The sequence below is a fragment of the Cognatiyoonia koreensis genome (assembly GCF_900109295.1).
Lineage (GTDB): Bacteria > Pseudomonadota > Alphaproteobacteria > Rhodobacterales > Rhodobacteraceae > Cognatiyoonia > Cognatiyoonia koreensis.
In genome coordinates, this window is sequence record NZ_FOIZ01000001.1 from 803,364 (window position 1) to 821,876 (window position 18,513).

Genomic DNA, 18,513 nt, shown 5'->3' on the forward strand with positions numbered 1-18,513 from the left:
TTAATGAACAACGTTCATAAAGGGCGGGTATTCCATACCTTCGCGCCCCGCTCAGGGCAGATCACCAATCCGAATCCAATTCAGCGGCATCGCGGCAGTATTGCAGTCTATACAGGTCAGCCGACCGTCGCCGCGTGCCTCAAGGGTAAAACCAAGGTTTTCCCCGATGTCTTCGCTGCGACAATACCCGCTGATGCGGCGGCTGAAGTACATGCGCATCTTTGCGCGATCCAGACAGATTTCTGCACTGTTGAAACTGACCGGTGTGTCAATCAGATAGCCGACAGTACGCAGTCTGTAGCGGTCGATCATGATGCGCGGTTCCTCGATTCCGCGGGCGCGGGTGGCGAGGATATTGCCTTTCAACGGTTCCTGATCCAGCAGGGCAGGATCAATCACGTAGACGCCGTCATACGGATTTTCGGGCATGACCAGCGCTTCAACCCAAGGGTAAAGCATACCGCGTTCATAGCGGTCATTGGCGCGGTACAGGCCAAGGCCGATCAAAAGGATCAGCAGACCCAGACCGACCCATCTGAAAATTCTAGCCAAGTGCGGCGACACCCGGCAGCGTCTTGCCTTCCATCCATTCCAGAAACGCGCCACCAGCCGTGGAGATATAGGTGAAATCATCCGCCGCCCCGGCCTGGTTCAGCGCGGCGACCGTATCACCTCCGCCAGCGACGGAAATCAATTTTCCCGCCTTGGACAGTTCGGCGGCTTTCTTGGCGGCGGCGTTTGTGGCTGCATCAAACGGATCAATCTCGAAGGCACCCAGCGGGCCGTTCCAGACCAGCGTTTTCGCCTTTTCAAACACATCCGAGATATAGGCGACAGTAGCCGGGCCAGCATCGAGGATCATCGCGTTGGGTGGGCAATCGCTTGGCGCGCGATTCTCGCTTTCTGCACCGGCCTTGAATTCGCGTGCGATGATAACATCGCGGGGCAGGATGATTTCGCAGCCCGCGGCTTCTGCCTTTGCAAGGATGTCGCGCGCGGTATCTGCCAGATCGTGTTCGCAAAGCGATTTGCCGACATCATACCCCTGTGCGGCCAGAAACGTATTGGCCATGCCGCCACCGATCACAAGATGGTCTACCTTGGTGACCAGATTGCCGAGCAGGTCCAGCTTTGTGGATACCTTCGCCCCGCCGACAACGGCGACGACCGGGCGTTCCGGCGTGCCAAGGGCTTTTTCCAGGGCGGACAGTTCTTCTGCCATCAAACGGCCCGCGCAGGCTGGCAGCAGGCGGGCAATGGCTTCGGTGCTCGCGTGCGCGCGGTGCGCCGCAGAGAAGGCGTCGTTGACATACACATCGCCAAGCGACGCCAGCCGCTTGGCAAAGGCTTCGTCGTTCGCTTCCTCGCCGGGATTGAAACGCAGGTTTTCAAGCAAAAGAACCTCATCGCCTTCCATTTCGGACACGGCCTGCCCGTAGTCGCTGTCAACGAACGAGACAGGCACGCCAAGCGTATCCGCGACAGCCTGCGAGATATGTTCCAGCGACATTTCCGGCACGACCTTGCCCTTGGGGCGTCCGAAGTGGGCCATCAGAATGACCTTGCCGCCCGCGTCCTGAATATCATCGACTGTCGGGATGATCCGCTCGATCCGGGTGGTGTCCGTGACCTTGCCATCTTCGACCGGCACGTTGATATCCACGCGCACCAGCACGCGTTTCCCGTTCAGATCCATGTCGTCGAGTGTTTTCCAGGCCATGTCCGTAATCCCGTTGAAGGCGAAAAGTTGCCCCTAGGTGCGGCAAGGATGCGCAGACGTCAACCGGGTTGCTTGGCATTCCGCCAGATGCGGCCTATCACTGCGCCAAAGATAAACGAGGAGGGCCCCATGGCCGATATCGACGACCCAGAAAACACGATCATCATGACGCTGAAAGATGGCGATGTCATCATCAAGCTGCTGCCCGACGTGGCACCAAAGCATGTGGAACGGATGAAGACACTGGCCCGCGAAGGGGCCTATGACAACGTGGCGTTCCACCGCGTGATCGACGGTTTCATGGCGCAGACCGGTGACGTGCAGAACGCAAATATGGAAAACGACTACAATCCCGGCCGCGCCGGGACAGGTGGATCATCCTATCCGGACCTGCCAGCGGAATTCTCGAAGGTTCCGCACGCCCGTGGGTCGCTTGGCGCGGCACGCTCTGCCAATCCGAACTCGGCCAACAGCCAGTTCTTCATCAACTTCAGCGACAACGATTTCCTGAATGGCCAGTATACGGTCTATGGACAGGTCATTTCGGGCATGGCGCATGTGGACAACATCGCAAAGGGTGAACCACCCGCGAACCCGGACCGCATGATCAGTGTGAAAGTGGCCGCCGATGCATAAGTTTCTTCTTGCGGCTGGCTGCGCCGCACTGGCCACACCTGCGATGTCGGCAGGGCTCGAAATCGATGTCACTGGCGAAGCAAACGGCACCATAGTCATCGACCTGTTCGAAGACGTGGCACCCCAGCATGTGACGCAGATCACGACCATCGCGGAAAACGGCGACTATGACGGCGTCGTGTTTCACCGCGTGATCGAAGGTTTCATGGCGCAAACCGGTGATGTCGAATTCGGCAAGATCGACAATCTTGGTCGCGCTGGCACAGGCGGGTCGACACTGCCTGACCTGCCGGCAGAATTTTCGGACATCAACTTTGCACGCGGTGTTGTCGGCATGGCACGTTCGCAAAATCCCAATTCCGCCAACAGCCAGTTCTTCATCATGTTCGACGAAGGCGCTTTCCTGAACGGCCAGTATACGGTCGTCGGAGAAGTGACCTCCGGCATGGAGGTCGTAGACGCGATCAAGCGCGGGCAGGGTCAATCAGGTGCCGTATCCGGCACACCTGACGTCATGTCCGAAGTGCGCGTCACCGAATAAACTCACGCACAGCCCCCTCTCGATTGGCGGGGGCTGTGCCAAAGGCAGCGGCCGATCACTGCCGACCTGAAACGACGTTTTTCTTACGTACCGCAGAATGTCTGAAGCACCGCTTCGCCTTCGGCTGGCGGGGCGGCAAGCGGGCGACGTATCGCGTCAAGTGGGGCAAACGGATCGGTCGTTTCGCGCAAAAGCGTTTGAAACGGCGCAAAATCACCCGCCACAGCGCTCTGAATGACGGCTTCGACCTGATGATTGCGCGGGATGACGCGGGGGTTCGCGGCCTTCATGAGCGCTTCATCGGGCTTGCGGGCCTGCCAGCGTGCCGCCCATGTCGCAAAGCCGTCACGATCCATGAAATGATCCTCTGGCCTGTCTTCTGACAAGGACGCAAAGCTGTTGGTAAAGTCAGCGCCTTCACGTGCAAGCAGATCAAGCAGATCCGAAACCAGCGACACATCATCGCCGGTCGGCTGTTTCAGTCCCAGCTTGCCACCGAATTCTGTCAGCCACGCATCCTGATAGAGCTGCGGCAAACGGTTCACGCTGAGTGTGAAACTTTCAATAGCAGTGTCCTGATCAGGCATCAGCGGAATCAGGGCAGTCGCAAACTGCGCCATGTTCCAGGCGGCAATGTTCGGCTGGTTGTTGTAAGCATAGCGCCGCATCTGGTCGATGGAACTGAACACCTTGCCCGGTTGATAGTCATCCATGAAGGCACAAGGCCCATAGTCGATGGTTTCACCGGCGATGCTGGCGTTATCCGTGTTCATGACACCGTGGATAAAGCCCAGCGACATCCATTTCGCGATCAGTTTGGCCTGTCGCGCGATGACGGCATCCAAAAGCGCCTGCGGGCCATCCGCATCGGGATAATGACGGGCAATGGTATAATCGGTGAGCGTTTTCAGCTCATTCATCATGCCGCGGGCGGCATAAACCTGAAAGGTGCCAACACGGATATGGCTGCTTGCGATGCGGGTCAGTACCGCTCCGGGCAGGGCGGATTCACGATAAACCTGTTCGCCGGTCGCGACGGCTGCCAGCGCGCGGGTCGTGGGCACGCCCATCGCATGCATCGCTTCGCTGACGATATATTCGCGCAGAACAGGGCCAAGCCACGCGCGACCGTCGCCGCCGCGCGAATAGGGCGTGCGACCTGACCCTTTCAACTGGATGTCGCGGCGGATACCGCCAGCATCCACTACTTCACCCAACAGGATGGCACGTCCATCGCCCAGTTGCGGGTTCCAGTTTCCGAACTGGTGGCCTGCATAAAGCTGGGCAAGTGGGGTGGCACCCTCTGGCACGACATTGCCCGAAAACACGGCCGCCGGATCATCCACATCAATGCCGAGGTTTTCAGCCAATGCATCGTTGAACGCGATCAATGCGGGCTCGGCGACCGGGGTCGGCGAAAGTGCCGTGAACATCGTCGCGGGCAGTCGGGCAAAACTGTTGTCGAACGCAATAGCCATCAATGCGGATCGGTCATCTGGACAAAGCCATCGACAGGGGCAAAGCCGCAACGCTTGCAAAATCCCTTCGCCGGTGCGTCCGGGGCAAGTTGCACATGCATCGCTTTCAGGCCCGCTTGCCGCAGGTTGACAACGACTGCGTGCAGAACTTCGGTGCCGATGCCGCGATTGCGCACCGAAGCACGGATAAAGACCTCTTCAAGCCAGCCGACCATACCGCCATGCGCGACGGACCAACCAAAGGTCACCATCACATAGCCAAGCGGCGCGCGCGCCGGTCCGATCAGCCAGACAGCACCTAGCGGGCTGCCGGTCAGCAACGGCGCGATGACGGCGCTGCGGTGGTCGTCATCATAGTCAAATCCAGCCTCGGAATGATAGCGGGCCATCAGTGACAACACACGGTCCGCGTCGTCTTCGGTTGCAAGATTGATCGCTGTCGTCATAGGGGTGGCCTTTCGCTGGCTAAAGGCGGGCAAGCCGCTCTGCCAGCAGGCGATAGAACCCATCGGCGTCAATGTCACCCATGAACATCGCATTCGGCGCACGGTCGCTGACCCCCCACCAGTCTGCAACGGTCATGCCGCGCGTCAGGTCCGATTGGGTCTCGATCTCGACATTGATAAAGCGGCCTTTGAAAAGATCCGGCTTGATCAGATAGGCAATCACACACGGATCATGCAGCGGTGCGCCGTCAGTGCCGTATTTGTCCTTGTCGAAACGTTCAAAGAAATCCAGCCACGCGGCCGTCATGTCACCGACCTTTGTGCCAAGATTGCGGATGGCGGCGACATGTTCGGGGGTGGTCAGCGCCTTGTGGGTGACATCCAGCGGCATGACCGTGATTGGGCGACCCGACTTGAACACGATCTCGGCGGCTTCGGGATCGACATAGATATTGAACTCAGCCGCCGGGGTGTAGTTGCCAACCTCGAAATAGGCGCCACCCATCAAAACGATCTCGCGCACACGGGGGATGATGTCGGGTGCCTTCTGAAAGGCAAGGCCGACATTTGTCATCGGACCAAGGGTGCAAAGCGTGACATCATCGGTGTTGCGCACGGTCTCGATGATGAAATCCACGCCGTTTTGTTCTTGCAGGGGCATGGTGGGTTCGACCATCTCGGGACCATCAATACCGGTATCGCCATGCACATGCTCTGCCGTGACCAGCGGGCGGCCGATGGGATGATCCGATCCGGCGTAGACCTTCGTTTCAGGCTTGCCTGCCAGTTCGCACACAATACGGATATTGCGGGACGTCTTTGCGACCGTCACGTTACCAGCAGCGGCCGTGATCCCAAGAACCTCGACATCTTCGGGCGAGGCAAGGGCAAGAAGAATGGCAACGGCATCGTCCTGGCCGGGGTCAGTATCAATAATGATCTTGCGGGGCGGCATCTGCGTCTCTCTATCTGGGTGCGTTGGAGAGTGCAGGGTCTATCTTCAAGGGGCAAGGCGAAAGGCTGCGGAAATACGCCAAAGCGACCATCTGTCGTCGGTGCCGGATTGCCAGTTTTGACCGGGTGAAAAAACTCGGCCTTGGTCCGCCGAACGTTCATCTACTATCAAGCACCCCAGCGCCGATTTTTGGCGCATTTCCGGTCACTTATAGCAACCCGACCCCGCACACCCCAGATTACAGTCATCGCAGACAAAACGGATGCGACATGTCCAAAGGAGACTTTTGATGACTCGTAAGACACTTATGCTGATCCCCGCTGCATTGCTTCTTGCCACGCCGCTGGCAGCACAAGATGCCGCAATCGACGTGAATGCAGACGGGATGTACAGCTTCCCAGAGCTGCAGGCCGTAATGCCCGACATGACAGAGGACACTTTCACAACCCTCGATGCGAACGGCGATGGCCTTTTGGATGCTGACGAAATTGCCGCTGGTACAGACGCAGGTCTGCTGCCCGCCAGTGATGGCTAATTGGCTGGCCTCTCCGGCCAACTGAAAAAGCCAGCGCCCCTCGCGTCTCGCCCCAATCGGGCGCGGGGGGTTGTGACGTTGACGCGCACCGCTGCCTCCCGGCTGGTGCGCGTTTTCGTTTTTGGAACAATGCGCGGGAACGCTGGTTTTTCATGGGTACAACAAAAGGAAAACCAATGACTCCGAAGATCATTCTCCCTGCCGCAGCCGCACTTGCCCTGTCAGCCTGTGCTGAAACCAATATAATGCCCACCGCCGTCAGCACCGGTCCCGGCCTGACATATGAACAAGCAAAAGACCTTTATGACGATTTGTCCATTATCGAGTTCGGCCAACTGGACCGCAACAATGACAATGTGCTTGATGAATCCGAGCAGGCGCTGATCGGCGACGAAGACGCAATCGGCGGTCTGACAATCGACGACGATTCGTAAATCAAACCATGGGCCTCGCAATGCGCGGGGCCTTTGCATGTTTGCGACAGACCTGTGCGGGCAATGGCCTGCAAGGCAAACGCGCAAGTTGCAAAAGGCAGATATTCCAACGTGTTATCGACCGCCGTTAGACGAAGTATAGCCGCAAAAAGGCACAAGATCCCGTTGGAACAAATCCCACTCACGTCAGTTTCCATCACAAATACCCGACCGTTAAGGGCCTGTAACAAAAAGAGGAGCAGACCATGCCAAAGACATATTTGACCGCACTTCTGACCAGCACGGCGTTGATCGTCGCAGCCCCGGCGATTGCCGAGGAAGACTGGGACTCCGACGGAGACGGCGGTTACTCCAGCACGGAATTCAATGCCGGCAACTCTGCTGCGGGTATGTTCAAGGAGTGGGACTCCGATGGCGACGGGATGTTGAGCGAAGACGAATTCAACGCCGGCAACTTTGCCAAATATGACGCAAATGGCGATGGCGTCATTGACGGTGACGAACGTGATGATCTTGATCAGGACTTCGAAGATGAAGACGACGACGAAGACGATGATTAAAGCGCACCAAAGACCCCGCGATCAGCGGGGCCTTTGTGTATTCAGTGTGGGCCGCGCGACAATGCCGCAACGCCTGTACGCGCCACTTCCTGCAGGCCCAGCGGACGCATCAGATCAGCGAATGCATCGATTTTTTCCGGTGTGCCCGTAATTTCAAAAATGAACGATTCCAACGTGCTATCGACAACGTTGGCGCGAAAGATATCGGCAAGGCGGATCGCTTCGATCCGATGCTCACCGGTGCCGGCAACCTTGAACAAGGCCAGTTCCCGTTCGACTGACGGGCCTTCGACGGTCAGGTCGTGAACCTCGTGAACCGTGACGATCCGGCCCAGTTGCGCCTTGATCTGCGTGATGACCTGCGGCGTGCCAGAGGTCACGACCGTAATGCGCGACAGGTGGCCTGTGTGGTCGGTTTCGGCGACGGTCAGGCTTTCGATGTTATAGCCACGCCCCGAAAACAGGCCGATGACTCGGGCAAGGACGCCGGGTTCGTTTTCCACGATCACCGCAAGCGTGTGGCGTTCGATTTCATCGCCAAAGGTCGAGCGGAGGTTGTAGGCAGAGTGGCTTGTAGCGCCTTTTTTGATCTTGAGCGGGGACATGATTTCAGTCTTTCATTTCTATCGTTGTGTGGCCGGGAAGGTCCCTGCCGAATGCCTATTTGAAGGGTACACCGGGCGTGCACAGCGCGTGCACAACCCGTGCACCATGAAATCAGACCATCACCGCGCCGCCGGCCTGAATGGCATTTGCCGTATCTGCATTTTCGCCCAGCAGCATTTCGTTATGCGGTTTGCCTGACGGGATCATCGGGAAGCAGTTTTCATGCTTTTCTACCAGGCAGTCGAACACGACCGGCCCGTCGTGGTTCAGCATCTCCATAATCGCGTCATCCAGATCGGCGGGATCAGAGCAGATGATACCCTTTGCCCCGAACGCGTCCGCCAGTTTGACAAAGTCGGGCAGTGATTCCGACCAGCTGGATGAATAGCGTTCGCCGTGCAGCAGTTCCTGCCACTGGCGCACCATCCCCAAACGTTCATTGTTCAGGATGAATTGCTTTACGGGCAGATTGTACTGCATCGCGGTGCCCAGTTCCTGCATGTTCATCAACCATGACGCTTCGCCTGCGACGTTGATAACAGTCGCGTCGCGATGCGCCATTTGCACGCCGATGGACGCGGGGAAACCGTAACCCATCGTGCCCAAGCCTCCGGATGTCATCCAGCGGTTCGGGTCCTCAAAGCCCAGATACTGCGCGGCCCACATCTGGTGCTGGCCGACCTCGGTACAAATGTAGCGGTCGTGCTTCTTGGTCAGCTCTTCCAGACGCTGAAGGGCATACTGCGGCTTGATGACCTTGCCTTCCTGTTTGAAGGCCAGGCAATCCACCTTGCGCCATTCATTGATCTGACCCCACCATTTGCCCAGACCTTCCTTGTTGGTCTTGCGGCCGCGGGATTTCCAGACCTTCAGCAGGTCTTCCAGCACGTGTGCGACGTCACCAAGGATCGGGATATCCACGTGGATGACCTTGTTGATGGACGACGCGTCGATGTCGATATGTGCTTTCTTCGACTTGGGGCTGAATTCCGAGATCAGCCCCGTGATCCGGTCATCGAAACGCGCACCGATATTGATCATCAGATCGCAGTCATGCATGGCCATATTGGCTTCGTACAGCCCGTGCATCCCCAGCATCCCCAGCCAGTTGTCGCCCGACGCGGGGTAGCATCCCAGCCCCATCAGGGTGGATGTGATCGGAAAGTTCGTCGCGGCCACCAGTTCACGCAGCAGTTGAGAGGCCGCCGGACCAGAGTTGATGACCCCGCCGCCTGTGTAAAAGATCGGGCGCTTGGCGGTTTCCATCGCTTTGGCCAATTCGGTGATGCTGTCGATATCGCCTTTGACCTGTGGCGCGTAATGCGTCTCCATCTTCTGGACTTCGGTGTATTTGCCGGTGGCAAACTGCACGTCCTTCGGGATGTCGATCAAAACGGGGCCGGGGCGGCCCGAGGTCGCCACGTGAAACGCCTCGTGCAGGGTCTGGGACAGCATGTCCGTTTCCTTGACCAGCCAGTTATGTTTCGTGCAGGGCCGCGTAATGCCAACGGTGTCGGCTTCCTGAAACGCATCAGAACCGATCATGAATGTCGGCACCTGACCTGTCAGCACGATGATCGGGATCGAATCCATCAGCGCGTCGGTCAGCCCGGTGACGGCGTTCGTGGCACCCGGGCCGGATGTGACCAGGGCCACCCCGACTTTCCCTGTCGAGCGCGCGTACCCTTCGGCCGCATGCACAGCGCCTTGTTCGTGACGCACCAGAACATGCTGAATATGGTTTTGCTGAAAGATTTCGTCATAGATCGGAAGGACAGCACCGCCGGGATATCCAAAGACGACGTCCACGCCCTGATCAATCAGCGCCTGCACGACCATTTTTGCTCCGGTCATCTGTTTAGCCATAGTCTTCGCGTCCTTCGCGTTTGTTTTCATCAGCCACAAAAAAACCCCCGAGGATGTCGGAGGCGCATGGGATCGTTATGGTCTTACCGTCACCGGCCCATGCGCGTTTTCTTTACCACTAGTACGACAATCGACATTATCAGAGTTCCTTTGCGTGCGGGGAACCTAAGCGGATGGGTGAGGGGGGTCAACAGCCGATCTGGAGAAAATGTCGTTTTGCGGCACGTTTTCGCAACTTTCTTTCAGGGGGATGATTCGCTGCTTTTGTCGAACCGGTAGTCGCGACACCTGAAAGCGCTTTTGTTCCGCCGGTCAGGCACATCATTCAATCCATTGAATTTGTTCAGCTTCGCAAAAAGTGGCCCCTTTACGTGCCCACTTCCCGAAAGGTTAACAACGTGTTAAGATCAAACCTTAATTTAAGGGGTGCTCCAAAATGGGGATATTAACTAGAGGCCTGATTGCTGCGGTATTCATCGCAGTTGGCCAACTCGCATCTGCAGCTACGATACTTCCGACTGCGCAAACACCGCAAATCGCAGGCAATGACAAGGTATCTGGTGGATCACCGGATGTCGCTACGACGCTTGCTGCATTCGATACGCTTCTTTCTCCTTACTTCGACCCAGGTTTTTCGATCTATCAGATCGCAAAATATGATGTAGACGACAACGACTACGAAGGCGTTGGCCTAAGTGTCACGTTGGACGACTCCAAGAAGGGGAGCTGGACGTACACTGGTGGCGACACGCCTTATGTCGTCGTCTACAAAGGCGGGCCAGGCTGGATCGGTCAATACTTTGCCGGCGGGATCACTGGAAACATGTTTGATGTGGCCAACCTGAACGGCGTTGCCTTGAGCAACGGTAATAACGTTCCCGGACTTAGCCACCTGACCTTGTATGGCGTGGAAGGTAACGAAGTTTCGACTGTTCCGCTTCCAGCGGGTGGGTTGCTGCTGCTTGTCGGCATCGGCGCACTTGGCTTCGCAAGACGCCGCAAGACCTGATTTGATTTAACAAATCGTGACATGGGGCAGTCCAATGGGCTGCCCTTTTTCTATGGCGTTCTGATTTGACGATGGGGGTGTTCAACCGGCTGCTTCACTCGCCACGCGAACCGTCGCGCGATGTCGCTGTAGCCGACAAACAGCGTGTTCTCGTTCGCGGCAAGATAATTGTCCCGCCGTTCATTGTAGAGCGCCGGGAGGCGGTACCACGGTGTAGCAGGACTGGCGTGATGCACAATGTGCAGGTTGTTGTTGAGATAAAGCAGCGCGAGCGGCGAACAGGTTTCGACGATGGCCGTCCGTGCGCCGACGTTTTCAGCCGCCTGATGTTCCGCGTATGATCGCATCGCGGTCAGCGACAGCGCCGGGTAGGTGACGCACAGGAAATAGACCCACAGCGGCATCCCGAAGACTTGCGTAACCATGACCGCAAGCACAACCAGACCCACCCCGTGCAGCGCCCATGCAAGGCGCACGCCAGGCTCGTCGGCCTTGAGCCGCGCCAGCTCGGTCTTGGTGAAGCCGATGATCGTTAATGCGGGCCCGACCAGTAGACGCCCGACGAAGGTGTTGTTCAGGGCGAACAGGTGACGCTGGAAATCCGTCATCCGCGCCACAGCATCCGCGGGCCAGAAATAGCTTTCCGGGTCTTCGTAGGGGTCTGTCAGGTGCTCGTCGCGGTGGTGTTGCAGGTGCAGCGCCTTGTAGCGCCGGTACGGAAAGATGCCGATCAGGGGCAGGCTGACCAGCAATTCGTTCAGCCAGACCCGGCGCGTCGGGTGCCCGTGGATCGTCTCGTGCTGCAGCGATCCGTGAAACGCGGCAAGCACGGGAAGCGCCAACGCGCCCAGGAACCAGACCCCCGATGTCCAGAGCAATCCCGCTATCATCCAGAGCGCATAGCACCCGCCGATGAGGGCGAGCGTGATCCATTCGGAGAACAAGCGCGTGTTCAAGCGGCGGCCTTTCGGTCGTTTTCGGAAGCGCAGGCCCGTCAACATGGCCCGCGACTTCCAAATCGTGCGGCCAATCAGCCTGATCAGTCAAGAAAAATGCTGCAATCGGCATTTTTGTCTTGTAACAATGTGACGCCGTTTCACGCCGCCGTCAGCGCTGGGCGGCGTTTGTTTCAGGTTCTGTTACAGCCCATTCATCTGCGCGTGAATGCACGCATTTTCGCATGGACGCGGGCCGGTGTGCGGTGGCAAACATGATGTGACAGATCACAACGCAGACCTCCCACTGACGCCTGATCGCCGCCGTTCCCTTTCCCGGGGCGGCGGTTTCTGCGTTTGTCAGATCATGGCCGAATAGGCGATGTAACCGGCGTAAGTCGCCAGCATCGCGAGCCCGACAATGCGCCCGAACCCGTTGCGCCATGCGATCAGTGCAAGAATGATCAGCGAGACCGCAATCACGAAAGGCGTGTCGAGCGTCAGAAACCGCGCATCGACGGGGATGGGGGCGATAAGGGCCGTGATCCCGAGGATGCCGAGCACGTTAAAGATGTTCGACCCGATGACGTTGCCAAGCGCGATGTCGCGTTGGCCCCTGAACGCGGCGACGCAGGTTGTTGCAAGTTCCGGCAGCGATGTGCCGATCGCGACGATCGACAGTCCGATCATCGCTTCGGATACGCCCCAGTCGCGGGCGATGATGGTCGCGGATTGCACAAGGTAATGCGCCCCGGCCATGACAGCCGCAAGCCCAAGCGCTGTGATCAGGAGCGAGCGCCACAAGGGCGCGGCGTCCACTGTCAGTTCACCGTCGCGCGCGCCGCGCAGCCGCAGCACCAGATAGCTGACAAGGCCAAGCGCCAGCACGAAACCTTCGATCCGCCCGATATGTCCCGAATAAAACAGCACCGGCAGAATGATCACCGCACCGCACATCCAGAACAGGTCACCGCGATTGTCCTGAAACCGGCTTTCCACTGGCGCGATCAGGGCGGCAAGCCCGAGGATCAGCAAAAGGTTGGCGATATTCGACCCAACGACATTGCCGATGGCGATACCGGATTGCCCGTTCAGGGCCGCATTTAGCGAGACCAGCAGTTCCGGGGTCGAGGTGCCGAAGCCGACGATGGTCAATCCGATGACCATGGGCGACATCCCGAGCCGCACAGCGATGGCGCTGGCGCCCCGGACCAGCAGGTCACCACCAAGAAACAGCCCAAGAAGGCCACCACACAGGATCAGATATGTCAGCATGAACGCCCCCTTGCCATCGCTACATGGCGAGGCCGCCTGCGCTTGCCTAGGGGGCGTTGAAAATATTCATGCAGATCGGAATGCCGGTCGCACGCGCCCGCTGATCAGCTGTTGAAATCGGCAGCGCTGTGGCGTTCCTTCATCTGTTCGTTTTCCTCGCCCCAGACGCGGTTCACCCGGCGTCCGCGTTGATAGGCCGGCCGGTTGCTGACCTCTTGCGTCCAGCGGACCACGTTCTTGTAGGATGCGGTATCAAGGAAGGTCGCGGCATCGCCATACACACTGCCCTGGATCAGTGACCCGTACCACGGGCAGGTTGCCATGTCGGCGATGGAATAGGTGTCGCCGCCCAGATAGCGCGCTTCACCCAGCCGCTTGTCCAGCACGTCAAGCTGCCGCTTGGTTTCCATCGCAAAGCGGTTGATCGGGTATTCCAGCTTTTCAGGGGCATAGTGATAGAAATGACCGAACCCGCCGCCAAGGTAGGGAGCAGCGCCTTGCAGCCAGAACAGCCAGTTCATCGCCTCGACCCGCTCTGCCGGATCTTCGGGCAGGAACGCCCCGAATTTTTCCGCGAGGTAGAGCAGGATATGGCCGGATTCGAATACGCGCACGCCTGTGCCCTTGTCGAACAGCGCCGGTATCTTGGAATTCGGATTGATGCCAACGAAGCCTGATCCGAACTGATCGCCTTCGGTGATGTTGATCAGCCACGCGTCGTATTCGGCGTCATGCCCCGCTGCGAGCAGTTCTTCGAGCATCACCGTGACCTTGACCCCGTTGGGTGTCGCAAGCGAATGGAGTTGCAGCGGGTGCTTGCCGTCGGGCAGGGGCTTTTCATGGGTCGCACCCGCAATGGGGCGGTTGATCTTGGCAAATTCGCCGCCGCTTTCGGCGTCCCAGGTCCAGACCTTGGGCGGGGTGTAGTCAGTCATGTCGGATCTCCTTTGGACCTGAGGTAGCTGGCAGGTCGCCAAACGACCAGTCTTCGTGAACGCACAATGCGGTGTGCAAAAGGGTGGTCAGATGCCGGTGCCCTGTAAAACCCCGTGTTCCATCGCATAGCGGGTCAGCCCTGCGGTGCTGCTGATCCCAAGCTTGCGCCGGATGTTGTTGCGGTGGGTTTCCACGGTGCGCACGGAAATTCCCAGTTCATGGGCCACTTCCTTGTTGGAATTGCCCTGTGCGAGTTGCAGCAGGATCGTCTGTTCGCGACTGGTCAGCGGTTCACGCCCGTCGGCGATCTTGGGTTTCAGCGACCCTTTCGCACCCGTGCAAAGATATTCACCGCCCGCCATGACCGTGTCGATGGCGGTGCGGATTTCTTCGGTCGGCACGTCCTTGAGGACATAGCCTTTTGCCCCGTGGCTGAGTGCGATCGAGATGTATTCGGGGCTGTCGTGCATCGACAGGATCAGGATGCGCGTCTCGGGCCGCCGTTCAAGGATCATCTCGGTGGCATTCAGCCCTGACAGCCCGGGCATGTTCAGGTCCAGCAGCATGACGTCGGGGGCAAGGTTTTCGACCTGTTCCACCGCTGATTGCCCATCCGTCAGCGTCCCGACAACGTCGATGTCGTCATAGCTTTCGAGGATGGACTGGATCCCTTCGGCAACCATGGGGTGATCGTCAACAATACAAACGCGGATCGTCATGCCGTCTTCTTTCGTGTTTCTTCGGGTTTGAGCATATGGGTCAGCGGCACCTGTGCAACGATGGTGGTGCCCTGACTGGTCGACAGCACCCGAAGCGTGCCGCCAAGTTGTTCCACCCGTTCCTGCATGTTGCGCATCCCGATGCCCTGTGCGCGGCCACGGGCGGCACCGGGCCAGACCATGCCTGTACCATTGTCAGCGATGTTGAGCACCGCTCCTTTGCGGTTTCCCTTGAGCGAGACCGACACGGACGTCGCGCCGGAATGGCGCTCGATGTTGGTCAGTGCCTCTTGGGCAATACGATAGAGCGCGATGCGCGCCTCTTGATCCAGACGATTGCGGAACACGACGGTTTCGAAATCGACATGGATCCCGGTGCGGTTGGTGTATTCATCCGTCAAGGCCTGCAGGGCAGGGCCAAGACCCAGATCGTCCAGCACGCCGGGGCGCAGATCGCGGCTGATGCGGCGCACCTCCTGAATGGCGCCGCCAAGACTTGCGATGCCCTTGTCCAGACTGTCGCCCGCCTTGGCGTTATCCATGCCGAGGCGGCGTTTGGACAGTTCCAGCGCATAGCGCACCCCGACAAGCATCTGGCTGATCCCGTCGTGCAATTCGCGCGCTACGCGGCCGCGTTCTTCTTCCTGTGTGTCGAAGATGCGTTGTGTCAGCGCCTTGAGCTTTGTATCGGCCAGGCGGCGTTCGCGGATATTCAGTATCAACCCCGAAATGAAGACGCCAAGAACAGCAATGGTCGCGATCCCGACAATATAAAGCGATGTGCGGTTGATCCGCTGTTCCACGTCAGCGCGCGCCGCCGCGACACTTTGGACCACGTCGTCGATGAAGATGCCTGTGCCCATGGCCCACCGCCAATCCTGAAGGCCGTTCACATAGACGATCATCTGGCCATTGGCCCCGGTCGAGGGTTTGGGCCATTCAAACGTATGATACCCGCCGCCGGTGCGGGCGATCCGGATGATTTCGTCCGTGATGGGAATGCCGTTGATGTCCTTGAGGCCGGTCCAGTTCTTGCCGATCAAATAGGTCTGGCGTGGCGCGACGATATTGGTGCCGTCGTATTCGAACACGAAGAAATAGCCATCCTGCCCGTACAGCATTGCCGACAGTTCCTGCGTCACCGCCAGCTTGGCCGCTTCGTCATCAGGCGCGGCGCGCCCATAGGTGTTCACGACGGCGGTCCGGGCGATCGACAGGTAGTTCTTCAACTCTTCTTTCTTTGCCTCGATCAGTTCCGCTTCGAGCGCTGCGATTTCGCGTTCGGCAAGTTGGCGTGACTGGATGGTGACGACAAGCGTGATCAACGTCACCGCCACGATCAGCGGCACTGTTGCGAGCAAGAACAGCTTTTGTCCGTAAGACAGATCGAATGCGGCACGGATCCGGGCAAGCCAGAACGACATTTTCAGGTGACTTTCCACTGTGGCTGGCGCGCACAGTAGCAGGAAGATCACCGGCAGGGCAAACCGTCTCGTGATTCGATTTTTCGTGAGCGCTAACATGGCGGTTCAGCCAATCCGGCGCGCGCGAAATTTGGTTCATTTCATGGTTTACATGTCTGATTTCACTGGAAAACGCATGTCTACGCAAAACTACGGAATTGTAATCGCGCAATGCATCGCTAGGGTCACCGCACGCACTGATCCGCCCGGAGTCCGGTCCTTGGACTTATCGGGTGTTGTTAATTCGGGAGGAAACCTATGGATCGTCGCTCATTTCTGAAAAATTCCGCGCTTGGTGGCACCGCCGCTGCGGCAACGACGCTGGCAGCCCCAGCGCTTGCGCAGGGCAACCGCACGCTGACGCTGGTCACCACATGGGGCCGCGGCCTTGCCGGTGTGCATGACGCCGCACAGCGCGCTGCTGACACCATCACGGCAATGTCCGGCGGCAGCCTGACAATCGACTTGAAGGCAGCCGGCGAACTTGTTGGTGCGTTCGAAGTATTTGACGCTGTGACCTCTGGTCAGGCGGACATGTATCACGGGGCCGACTACTACTTTGTCGGTCAGCATCCGGGCTATGCCTTCTTTACGTCTGTGCCTTTCGGCATGACACCGCAGGAAATTTCGAACTGGTATTATCAGGGCGAAGGTCAGGCGTTCCATGACGAGCTTGGTTCAATCTTTGGTCTGAAGTCATTCCTTGCCGGGAATACGGGCCCACAGGCCGGTGGCTGGTTTGCCAAGGAAATCACGGGCCCGGAAGATTTCCAGGGTCTGAAGTTCCGTATGCCGGGTCTTGGCGGTGAAGCGCTGGGCAAGATGGGTGCATCCGTTCAGAACCTTCCGGGTGCTGAAGTGTATCAAGCGCTGGCGTCTGGTGCGATTGACGGCACAGAATGGATCGGCCCATGGGCTGACGAAAAGGCCGGTTTCCAGGAAATCACCAAGTTCTACTACACAGCCGGCATGCACGAGCCGGGTGCGGCCCTGTCGCTGGCAACAAACCTTGATGTTTGGGAAAGCCTGTCGCCAGAGCACCAGAAGATCGTCGAGATCGCGTCTGGCGAAGCACACCAGTGGAACCTTGCACAGTTCATGGACAACAACGGTGCGGCGCTGCAGCGTCTGCAGGCCGGTGGCGTCAAGGTCCTGGAATTCCCAGACACCGTCTGGGACGCAATGGGTGCCGCAGCCAAGGAAACCATGGACCAGTACGCCGGTGACGAACTGTATGACCGCATGCGCGCGTCCTACAATGCGTCGATGGCGGCATCCTCGAACTGGATCACCCAGTCCGAAGGTGCATATCGCGCACAGCGTGACCGCGTCATGGGCTAAGGCTTTGCAAATCCTCGCATAATTTGTGCGGGGATTTGATGCAGATCAACATGTGGGCCCGCTGTCCCTGACAGATTGGGCCCACATTGCGCCGGTTTTGAACTGGTAAGACAACAGATTTTCGGGGGACAGGCCATGGGACTGGTCGAAGCATGGGGCGGCAACCCGGTCGGGTGGTTCTTTGCCCATCTGATCGAAGCGTTTTACAATTTCTTTTACGCCATTTTGCATCCGGGAATGTGGCTGAACTGGTCCGATCCCGAAGCGCTGACCCGGTTCATCTATTACGGCGGTTCGGTCGAGCTGTTTTTCGTCGTATTTGTCATCTTCCTGATCGTCACGATCATCGGCATGATCAACAACCGTTTCATGTGGGGCTGTGTGCGGGGGCTTGAGGGTTTCGGTAACGCGGTTGGACGACTGGCCGCATGGGCCGGACTTCTGATGGTGCTGCAACAGATCGTCATCATCTTCATGCAGCGGGTGTTCGCGGTTTCCGAGATCAGTCTGGGTTTCGGCATGAGCTTTTCGCAAGATGTCAGCTGGTGGTCCGAGGAACTCAAGCTTTACAACGCGTTGATCGTCTGCCTTTGCGTGTCATACACGTTCATCCAGGGCGGGCACGTCCGCGTTGACCTTGTCTATTCAGTCGTCAGCTACCGCACCAAACGGCTGATCGACATGATCGGTGCACTTGTCTTTATGGTTCCGGCTGCGATCCTGACATGGCTTTATGGCTGGTTCTTTATGTGGCGGCATCTGGTGGTCCCCAATCCATCTGCGTCCGACAGTCTTGAGCGGTTGATGAACAAGGCGCGTGCATTGCGCTGGAACGTAGAAACCATCGGTTTTTCGCCGAATGGCTTTAACGCATACTTCCTTTTCAAGATCCTGCTGATCACCTTTACCGCGCTGGTGATGCTGCAGGCCGTGGCCTTCTTTTACCGCTCCTACCTTGAACGCAAGGAAGGTGAGCCGAGCGAAGGCAAATACCTCGACAAAGACAAACTGGGCGATGAGCAAGCAGAGCTTGTCGCGCAGATTCATTAAAGACAGGC

The 18,513-nt window shown here is 58.1% G+C and carries 20 protein-coding genes; 8 read left to right on the top strand and 12 right to left on the bottom strand.

Annotated elements, in window-relative coordinates; genetic code table 11:
• Nucleotides 1–51: 51 nt before the first annotated feature.
• Both BMY44_RS04000 and BMY44_RS04005 read right to left on the bottom strand, forming a co-directional pair.
• Nucleotides 52–552, bottom strand: a complete 501-nt coding sequence (locus BMY44_RS04000) for a hypothetical protein (RefSeq protein WP_089990564.1) — start codon at nucleotides 550–552, stop codon at nucleotides 52–54.
• Entirely contained in the window at nucleotides 545–1,720 is a 1,176-nt protein-coding gene (locus tag BMY44_RS04005; protein WP_089990566.1) for a phosphoglycerate kinase, read from the bottom strand. Before BMY44_RS04005 ends, BMY44_RS04000 begins: the two co-directional genes overlap by 8 nt.
• Nucleotides 1,721–1,849: 129 nt before the next feature.
• On the opposite strand from BMY44_RS04005, the gene BMY44_RS04010 reads away from it, so the two are divergent.
• On the top strand, nucleotides 1,850–2,356 hold the full coding sequence (locus BMY44_RS04010) for a peptidylprolyl isomerase (RefSeq protein ID WP_089990569.1): 507 nt from the start codon (nucleotides 1,850–1,852) through the stop codon (nucleotides 2,354–2,356).
• Nucleotides 2,349–2,897: a peptidylprolyl isomerase gene (locus tag BMY44_RS04015; RefSeq protein ID WP_089990572.1), complete on the top strand. Its 549-nt coding sequence runs from the start codon at nucleotides 2,349–2,351 to the stop codon at nucleotides 2,895–2,897. The genes BMY44_RS04010 and BMY44_RS04015 overlap by 8 nt, the downstream gene beginning before the upstream one ends.
• Before the next feature lie 83 nt (nucleotides 2,898–2,980).
• Here the strand turns inward: BMY44_RS04015 and BMY44_RS04020 are convergent, their stop codons facing one another.
• The 3 genes from BMY44_RS04020 to BMY44_RS04030 are packed head-to-tail and all read right to left on the bottom strand — an operon-like array spanning nucleotide 2,981 to nucleotide 5,776.
• Nucleotides 2,981–4,375, bottom strand: a complete 1,395-nt coding sequence (locus BMY44_RS04020; protein WP_089990574.1) for a protein adenylyltransferase SelO — start codon at nucleotides 4,373–4,375, stop codon at nucleotides 2,981–2,983.
• Entirely contained in the window at nucleotides 4,375–4,821 is a 447-nt protein-coding gene (locus BMY44_RS04025; RefSeq protein WP_089990577.1) for a GNAT family N-acetyltransferase, read from the bottom strand. The genes BMY44_RS04020 and BMY44_RS04025 overlap by 1 nt, the downstream gene beginning before the upstream one ends.
• 19 nt (nucleotides 4,822–4,840) lie before the next feature.
• Nucleotides 4,841–5,776, bottom strand: a complete 936-nt coding sequence (locus BMY44_RS04030; RefSeq protein WP_089990580.1) for a nucleoside hydrolase — start codon at nucleotides 5,774–5,776, stop codon at nucleotides 4,841–4,843.
• A gap of 289 nt (nucleotides 5,777–6,065) precedes the next feature.
• On the opposite strand from BMY44_RS04030, the gene BMY44_RS04035 reads away from it, so the two are divergent.
• The 3 genes from BMY44_RS04035 to BMY44_RS04045 all read left to right on the top strand — a co-directional run bounded on the left by BMY44_RS04035 (nucleotide 6,066) and on the right by BMY44_RS04045 (nucleotide 7,305).
• The gene (locus BMY44_RS04035; RefSeq protein ID WP_089990582.1) at nucleotides 6,066–6,311 is read left to right on the top strand and encodes a hypothetical protein; all 246 of its coding nucleotides are present in this window, start codon (nucleotides 6,066–6,068) and stop codon (nucleotides 6,309–6,311) included.
• A 176-nt stretch (nucleotides 6,312–6,487) separates the two neighbouring features.
• Nucleotides 6,488–6,745, top strand: coding sequence for a hypothetical protein (locus BMY44_RS04040; RefSeq protein ID WP_089990585.1), 258 nt, complete (start codon nucleotides 6,488–6,490; stop codon nucleotides 6,743–6,745).
• A 245-nt stretch (nucleotides 6,746–6,990) separates the two neighbouring features.
• Nucleotides 6,991–7,305, top strand: coding sequence for an EF-hand domain-containing protein (locus tag BMY44_RS04045; protein WP_089990588.1), 315 nt, complete (start codon nucleotides 6,991–6,993; stop codon nucleotides 7,303–7,305).
• 41 nt (nucleotides 7,306–7,346) lie between these two features.
• Here the strand turns inward: BMY44_RS04045 and ilvN are convergent, their stop codons facing one another.
• Nucleotides 7,347–7,910 (bottom strand): acetolactate synthase small subunit, encoded by a 564-nt coding sequence (gene ilvN, locus BMY44_RS04050; RefSeq protein WP_089990591.1) that lies wholly within the window; start codon nucleotides 7,908–7,910, stop codon nucleotides 7,347–7,349.
• Nucleotides 7,911–8,022: 112 nt separating this feature from the next.
• Nucleotides 8,023–9,777, bottom strand: a complete 1,755-nt coding sequence (locus BMY44_RS04055; protein WP_089990594.1) for an acetolactate synthase 3 large subunit — start codon at nucleotides 9,775–9,777, stop codon at nucleotides 8,023–8,025.
• Nucleotides 9,778–10,213: 436 nt separating this feature from the next.
• Here BMY44_RS04055 and BMY44_RS04060 point away from each other — a divergent pair, with 436 nt between their 5' ends.
• Nucleotides 10,214–10,786: a VPLPA-CTERM sorting domain-containing protein gene (locus BMY44_RS04060; protein WP_089990596.1), complete on the top strand. Its 573-nt coding sequence runs from the start codon at nucleotides 10,214–10,216 to the stop codon at nucleotides 10,784–10,786.
• Nucleotides 10,787–10,836: 50 nt separating this feature from the next.
• Here the strand turns inward: BMY44_RS04060 and BMY44_RS04065 are convergent, their stop codons facing one another.
• From BMY44_RS04065 to BMY44_RS04085, 5 genes are all read right to left on the bottom strand, one after another.
• Nucleotides 10,837–11,787: a fatty acid desaturase gene (locus tag BMY44_RS04065; RefSeq protein WP_089990599.1), complete on the bottom strand. Its 951-nt coding sequence runs from the start codon at nucleotides 11,785–11,787 to the stop codon at nucleotides 10,837–10,839.
• 294 nt (nucleotides 11,788–12,081) lie between these two features.
• Nucleotides 12,082–12,996 carry a calcium/sodium antiporter gene (locus BMY44_RS04070; RefSeq protein ID WP_089990601.1) on the bottom strand — a complete coding sequence of 305 codons (915 nt, stop codon included), beginning with the start codon at nucleotides 12,994–12,996 and terminating at the stop codon, nucleotides 12,082–12,084.
• 104 nt (nucleotides 12,997–13,100) lie between these two features.
• On the bottom strand, nucleotides 13,101–13,931 hold the full coding sequence (gene yghU / locus BMY44_RS04075; protein ID WP_089990604.1) for a glutathione-dependent disulfide-bond oxidoreductase: 831 nt from the start codon (nucleotides 13,929–13,931) through the stop codon (nucleotides 13,101–13,103).
• A gap of 87 nt (nucleotides 13,932–14,018) precedes the next feature.
• Complete coding sequence (locus BMY44_RS04080; RefSeq protein ID WP_089990606.1) at nucleotides 14,019–14,651, bottom strand: response regulator transcription factor; 633 nt, start codon at nucleotides 14,649–14,651, stop codon at nucleotides 14,019–14,021.
• Nucleotides 14,648–16,075: a cache domain-containing protein gene (locus BMY44_RS04085; RefSeq protein WP_089990609.1), complete on the bottom strand. Its 1,428-nt coding sequence runs from the start codon at nucleotides 16,073–16,075 to the stop codon at nucleotides 14,648–14,650. The genes BMY44_RS04080 and BMY44_RS04085 overlap by 4 nt, the downstream gene beginning before the upstream one ends.
• A 297-nt stretch (nucleotides 16,076–16,372) precedes the next feature.
• Here BMY44_RS04085 and BMY44_RS04090 point away from each other — a divergent pair, with 297 nt between their 5' ends.
• Both BMY44_RS04090 and BMY44_RS04095 read left to right on the top strand, forming a co-directional pair.
• Nucleotides 16,373–17,455: a TRAP transporter substrate-binding protein gene (locus BMY44_RS04090; RefSeq protein ID WP_089990612.1), complete on the top strand. Its 1,083-nt coding sequence runs from the start codon at nucleotides 16,373–16,375 to the stop codon at nucleotides 17,453–17,455.
• A gap of 135 nt (nucleotides 17,456–17,590) precedes the next feature.
• Nucleotides 17,591–18,505 (top strand): TRAP transporter small permease subunit, encoded by a 915-nt coding sequence (locus tag BMY44_RS04095; protein WP_089990614.1) that lies wholly within the window; start codon nucleotides 17,591–17,593, stop codon nucleotides 18,503–18,505.
• Nucleotides 18,506–18,513: the final 8 nt, after the last annotated feature.

Bases quoted from the DNA above. Each gene is read 5' to 3' on its own strand.
- yghU (WP_089990604.1), bottom strand. From the start codon at position 13,931: ATGACTGACTACACCCCGCCCAAGGTCTGGACCTGGGACGCCGAAAGC.
- BMY44_RS04090 (WP_089990612.1), top strand. From the start codon at position 16,373: ATGGATCGTCGCTCATTTCTGAAAAATTCCGCGCTTGGTGGCACCGCC.
- BMY44_RS04060 (WP_089990596.1), top strand. From the start codon at position 10,214: ATGGGGATATTAACTAGAGGCCTGATTGCTGCGGTATTCATCGCAGTT.
- BMY44_RS04005 (WP_089990566.1), bottom strand. From the start codon at position 1,720: ATGGCCTGGAAAACACTCGACGACATGGATCTGAACGGGAAACGCGTG.
- BMY44_RS04015 (WP_089990572.1), top strand. From the start codon at position 2,349: ATGCATAAGTTTCTTCTTGCGGCTGGCTGCGCCGCACTGGCCACACCT.
- ilvN (WP_089990591.1), bottom strand. From the start codon at position 7,910: ATGTCCCCGCTCAAGATCAAAAAAGGCGCTACAAGCCACTCTGCCTAC.
- BMY44_RS04020 (WP_089990574.1), bottom strand. From the start codon at position 4,375: ATGGCTATTGCGTTCGACAACAGTTTTGCCCGACTGCCCGCGACGATG.
- BMY44_RS04070 (WP_089990601.1), bottom strand. From the start codon at position 12,996: ATGCTGACATATCTGATCCTGTGTGGTGGCCTTCTTGGGCTGTTTCTT.
- BMY44_RS04085 (WP_089990609.1), bottom strand. From the start codon at position 16,075: ATGTCGTTCTGGCTTGCCCGGATCCGTGCCGCATTCGATCTGTCTTAC.
- BMY44_RS04025 (WP_089990577.1), bottom strand. From the start codon at position 4,821: ATGACGACAGCGATCAATCTTGCAACCGAAGACGACGCGGACCGTGTG.
- BMY44_RS04010 (WP_089990569.1), top strand. From the start codon at position 1,850: ATGGCCGATATCGACGACCCAGAAAACACGATCATCATGACGCTGAAA.
- BMY44_RS04055 (WP_089990594.1), bottom strand. From the start codon at position 9,777: ATGGCTAAACAGATGACCGGAGCAAAAATGGTCGTGCAGGCGCTGATT.
- BMY44_RS04065 (WP_089990599.1), bottom strand. From the start codon at position 11,787: ATGTTGACGGGCCTGCGCTTCCGAAAACGACCGAAAGGCCGCCGCTTG.
- BMY44_RS04095 (WP_089990614.1), top strand. From the start codon at position 17,591: ATGGGACTGGTCGAAGCATGGGGCGGCAACCCGGTCGGGTGGTTCTTT.
- BMY44_RS04080 (WP_089990606.1), bottom strand. From the start codon at position 14,651: ATGACGATCCGCGTTTGTATTGTTGACGATCACCCCATGGTTGCCGAA.
- BMY44_RS04030 (WP_089990580.1), bottom strand. From the start codon at position 5,776: ATGCCGCCCCGCAAGATCATTATTGATACTGACCCCGGCCAGGACGAT.
- BMY44_RS04040 (WP_089990585.1), top strand. From the start codon at position 6,488: ATGACTCCGAAGATCATTCTCCCTGCCGCAGCCGCACTTGCCCTGTCA.
- BMY44_RS04045 (WP_089990588.1), top strand. From the start codon at position 6,991: ATGCCAAAGACATATTTGACCGCACTTCTGACCAGCACGGCGTTGATC.
- BMY44_RS04035 (WP_089990582.1), top strand. From the start codon at position 6,066: ATGACTCGTAAGACACTTATGCTGATCCCCGCTGCATTGCTTCTTGCC.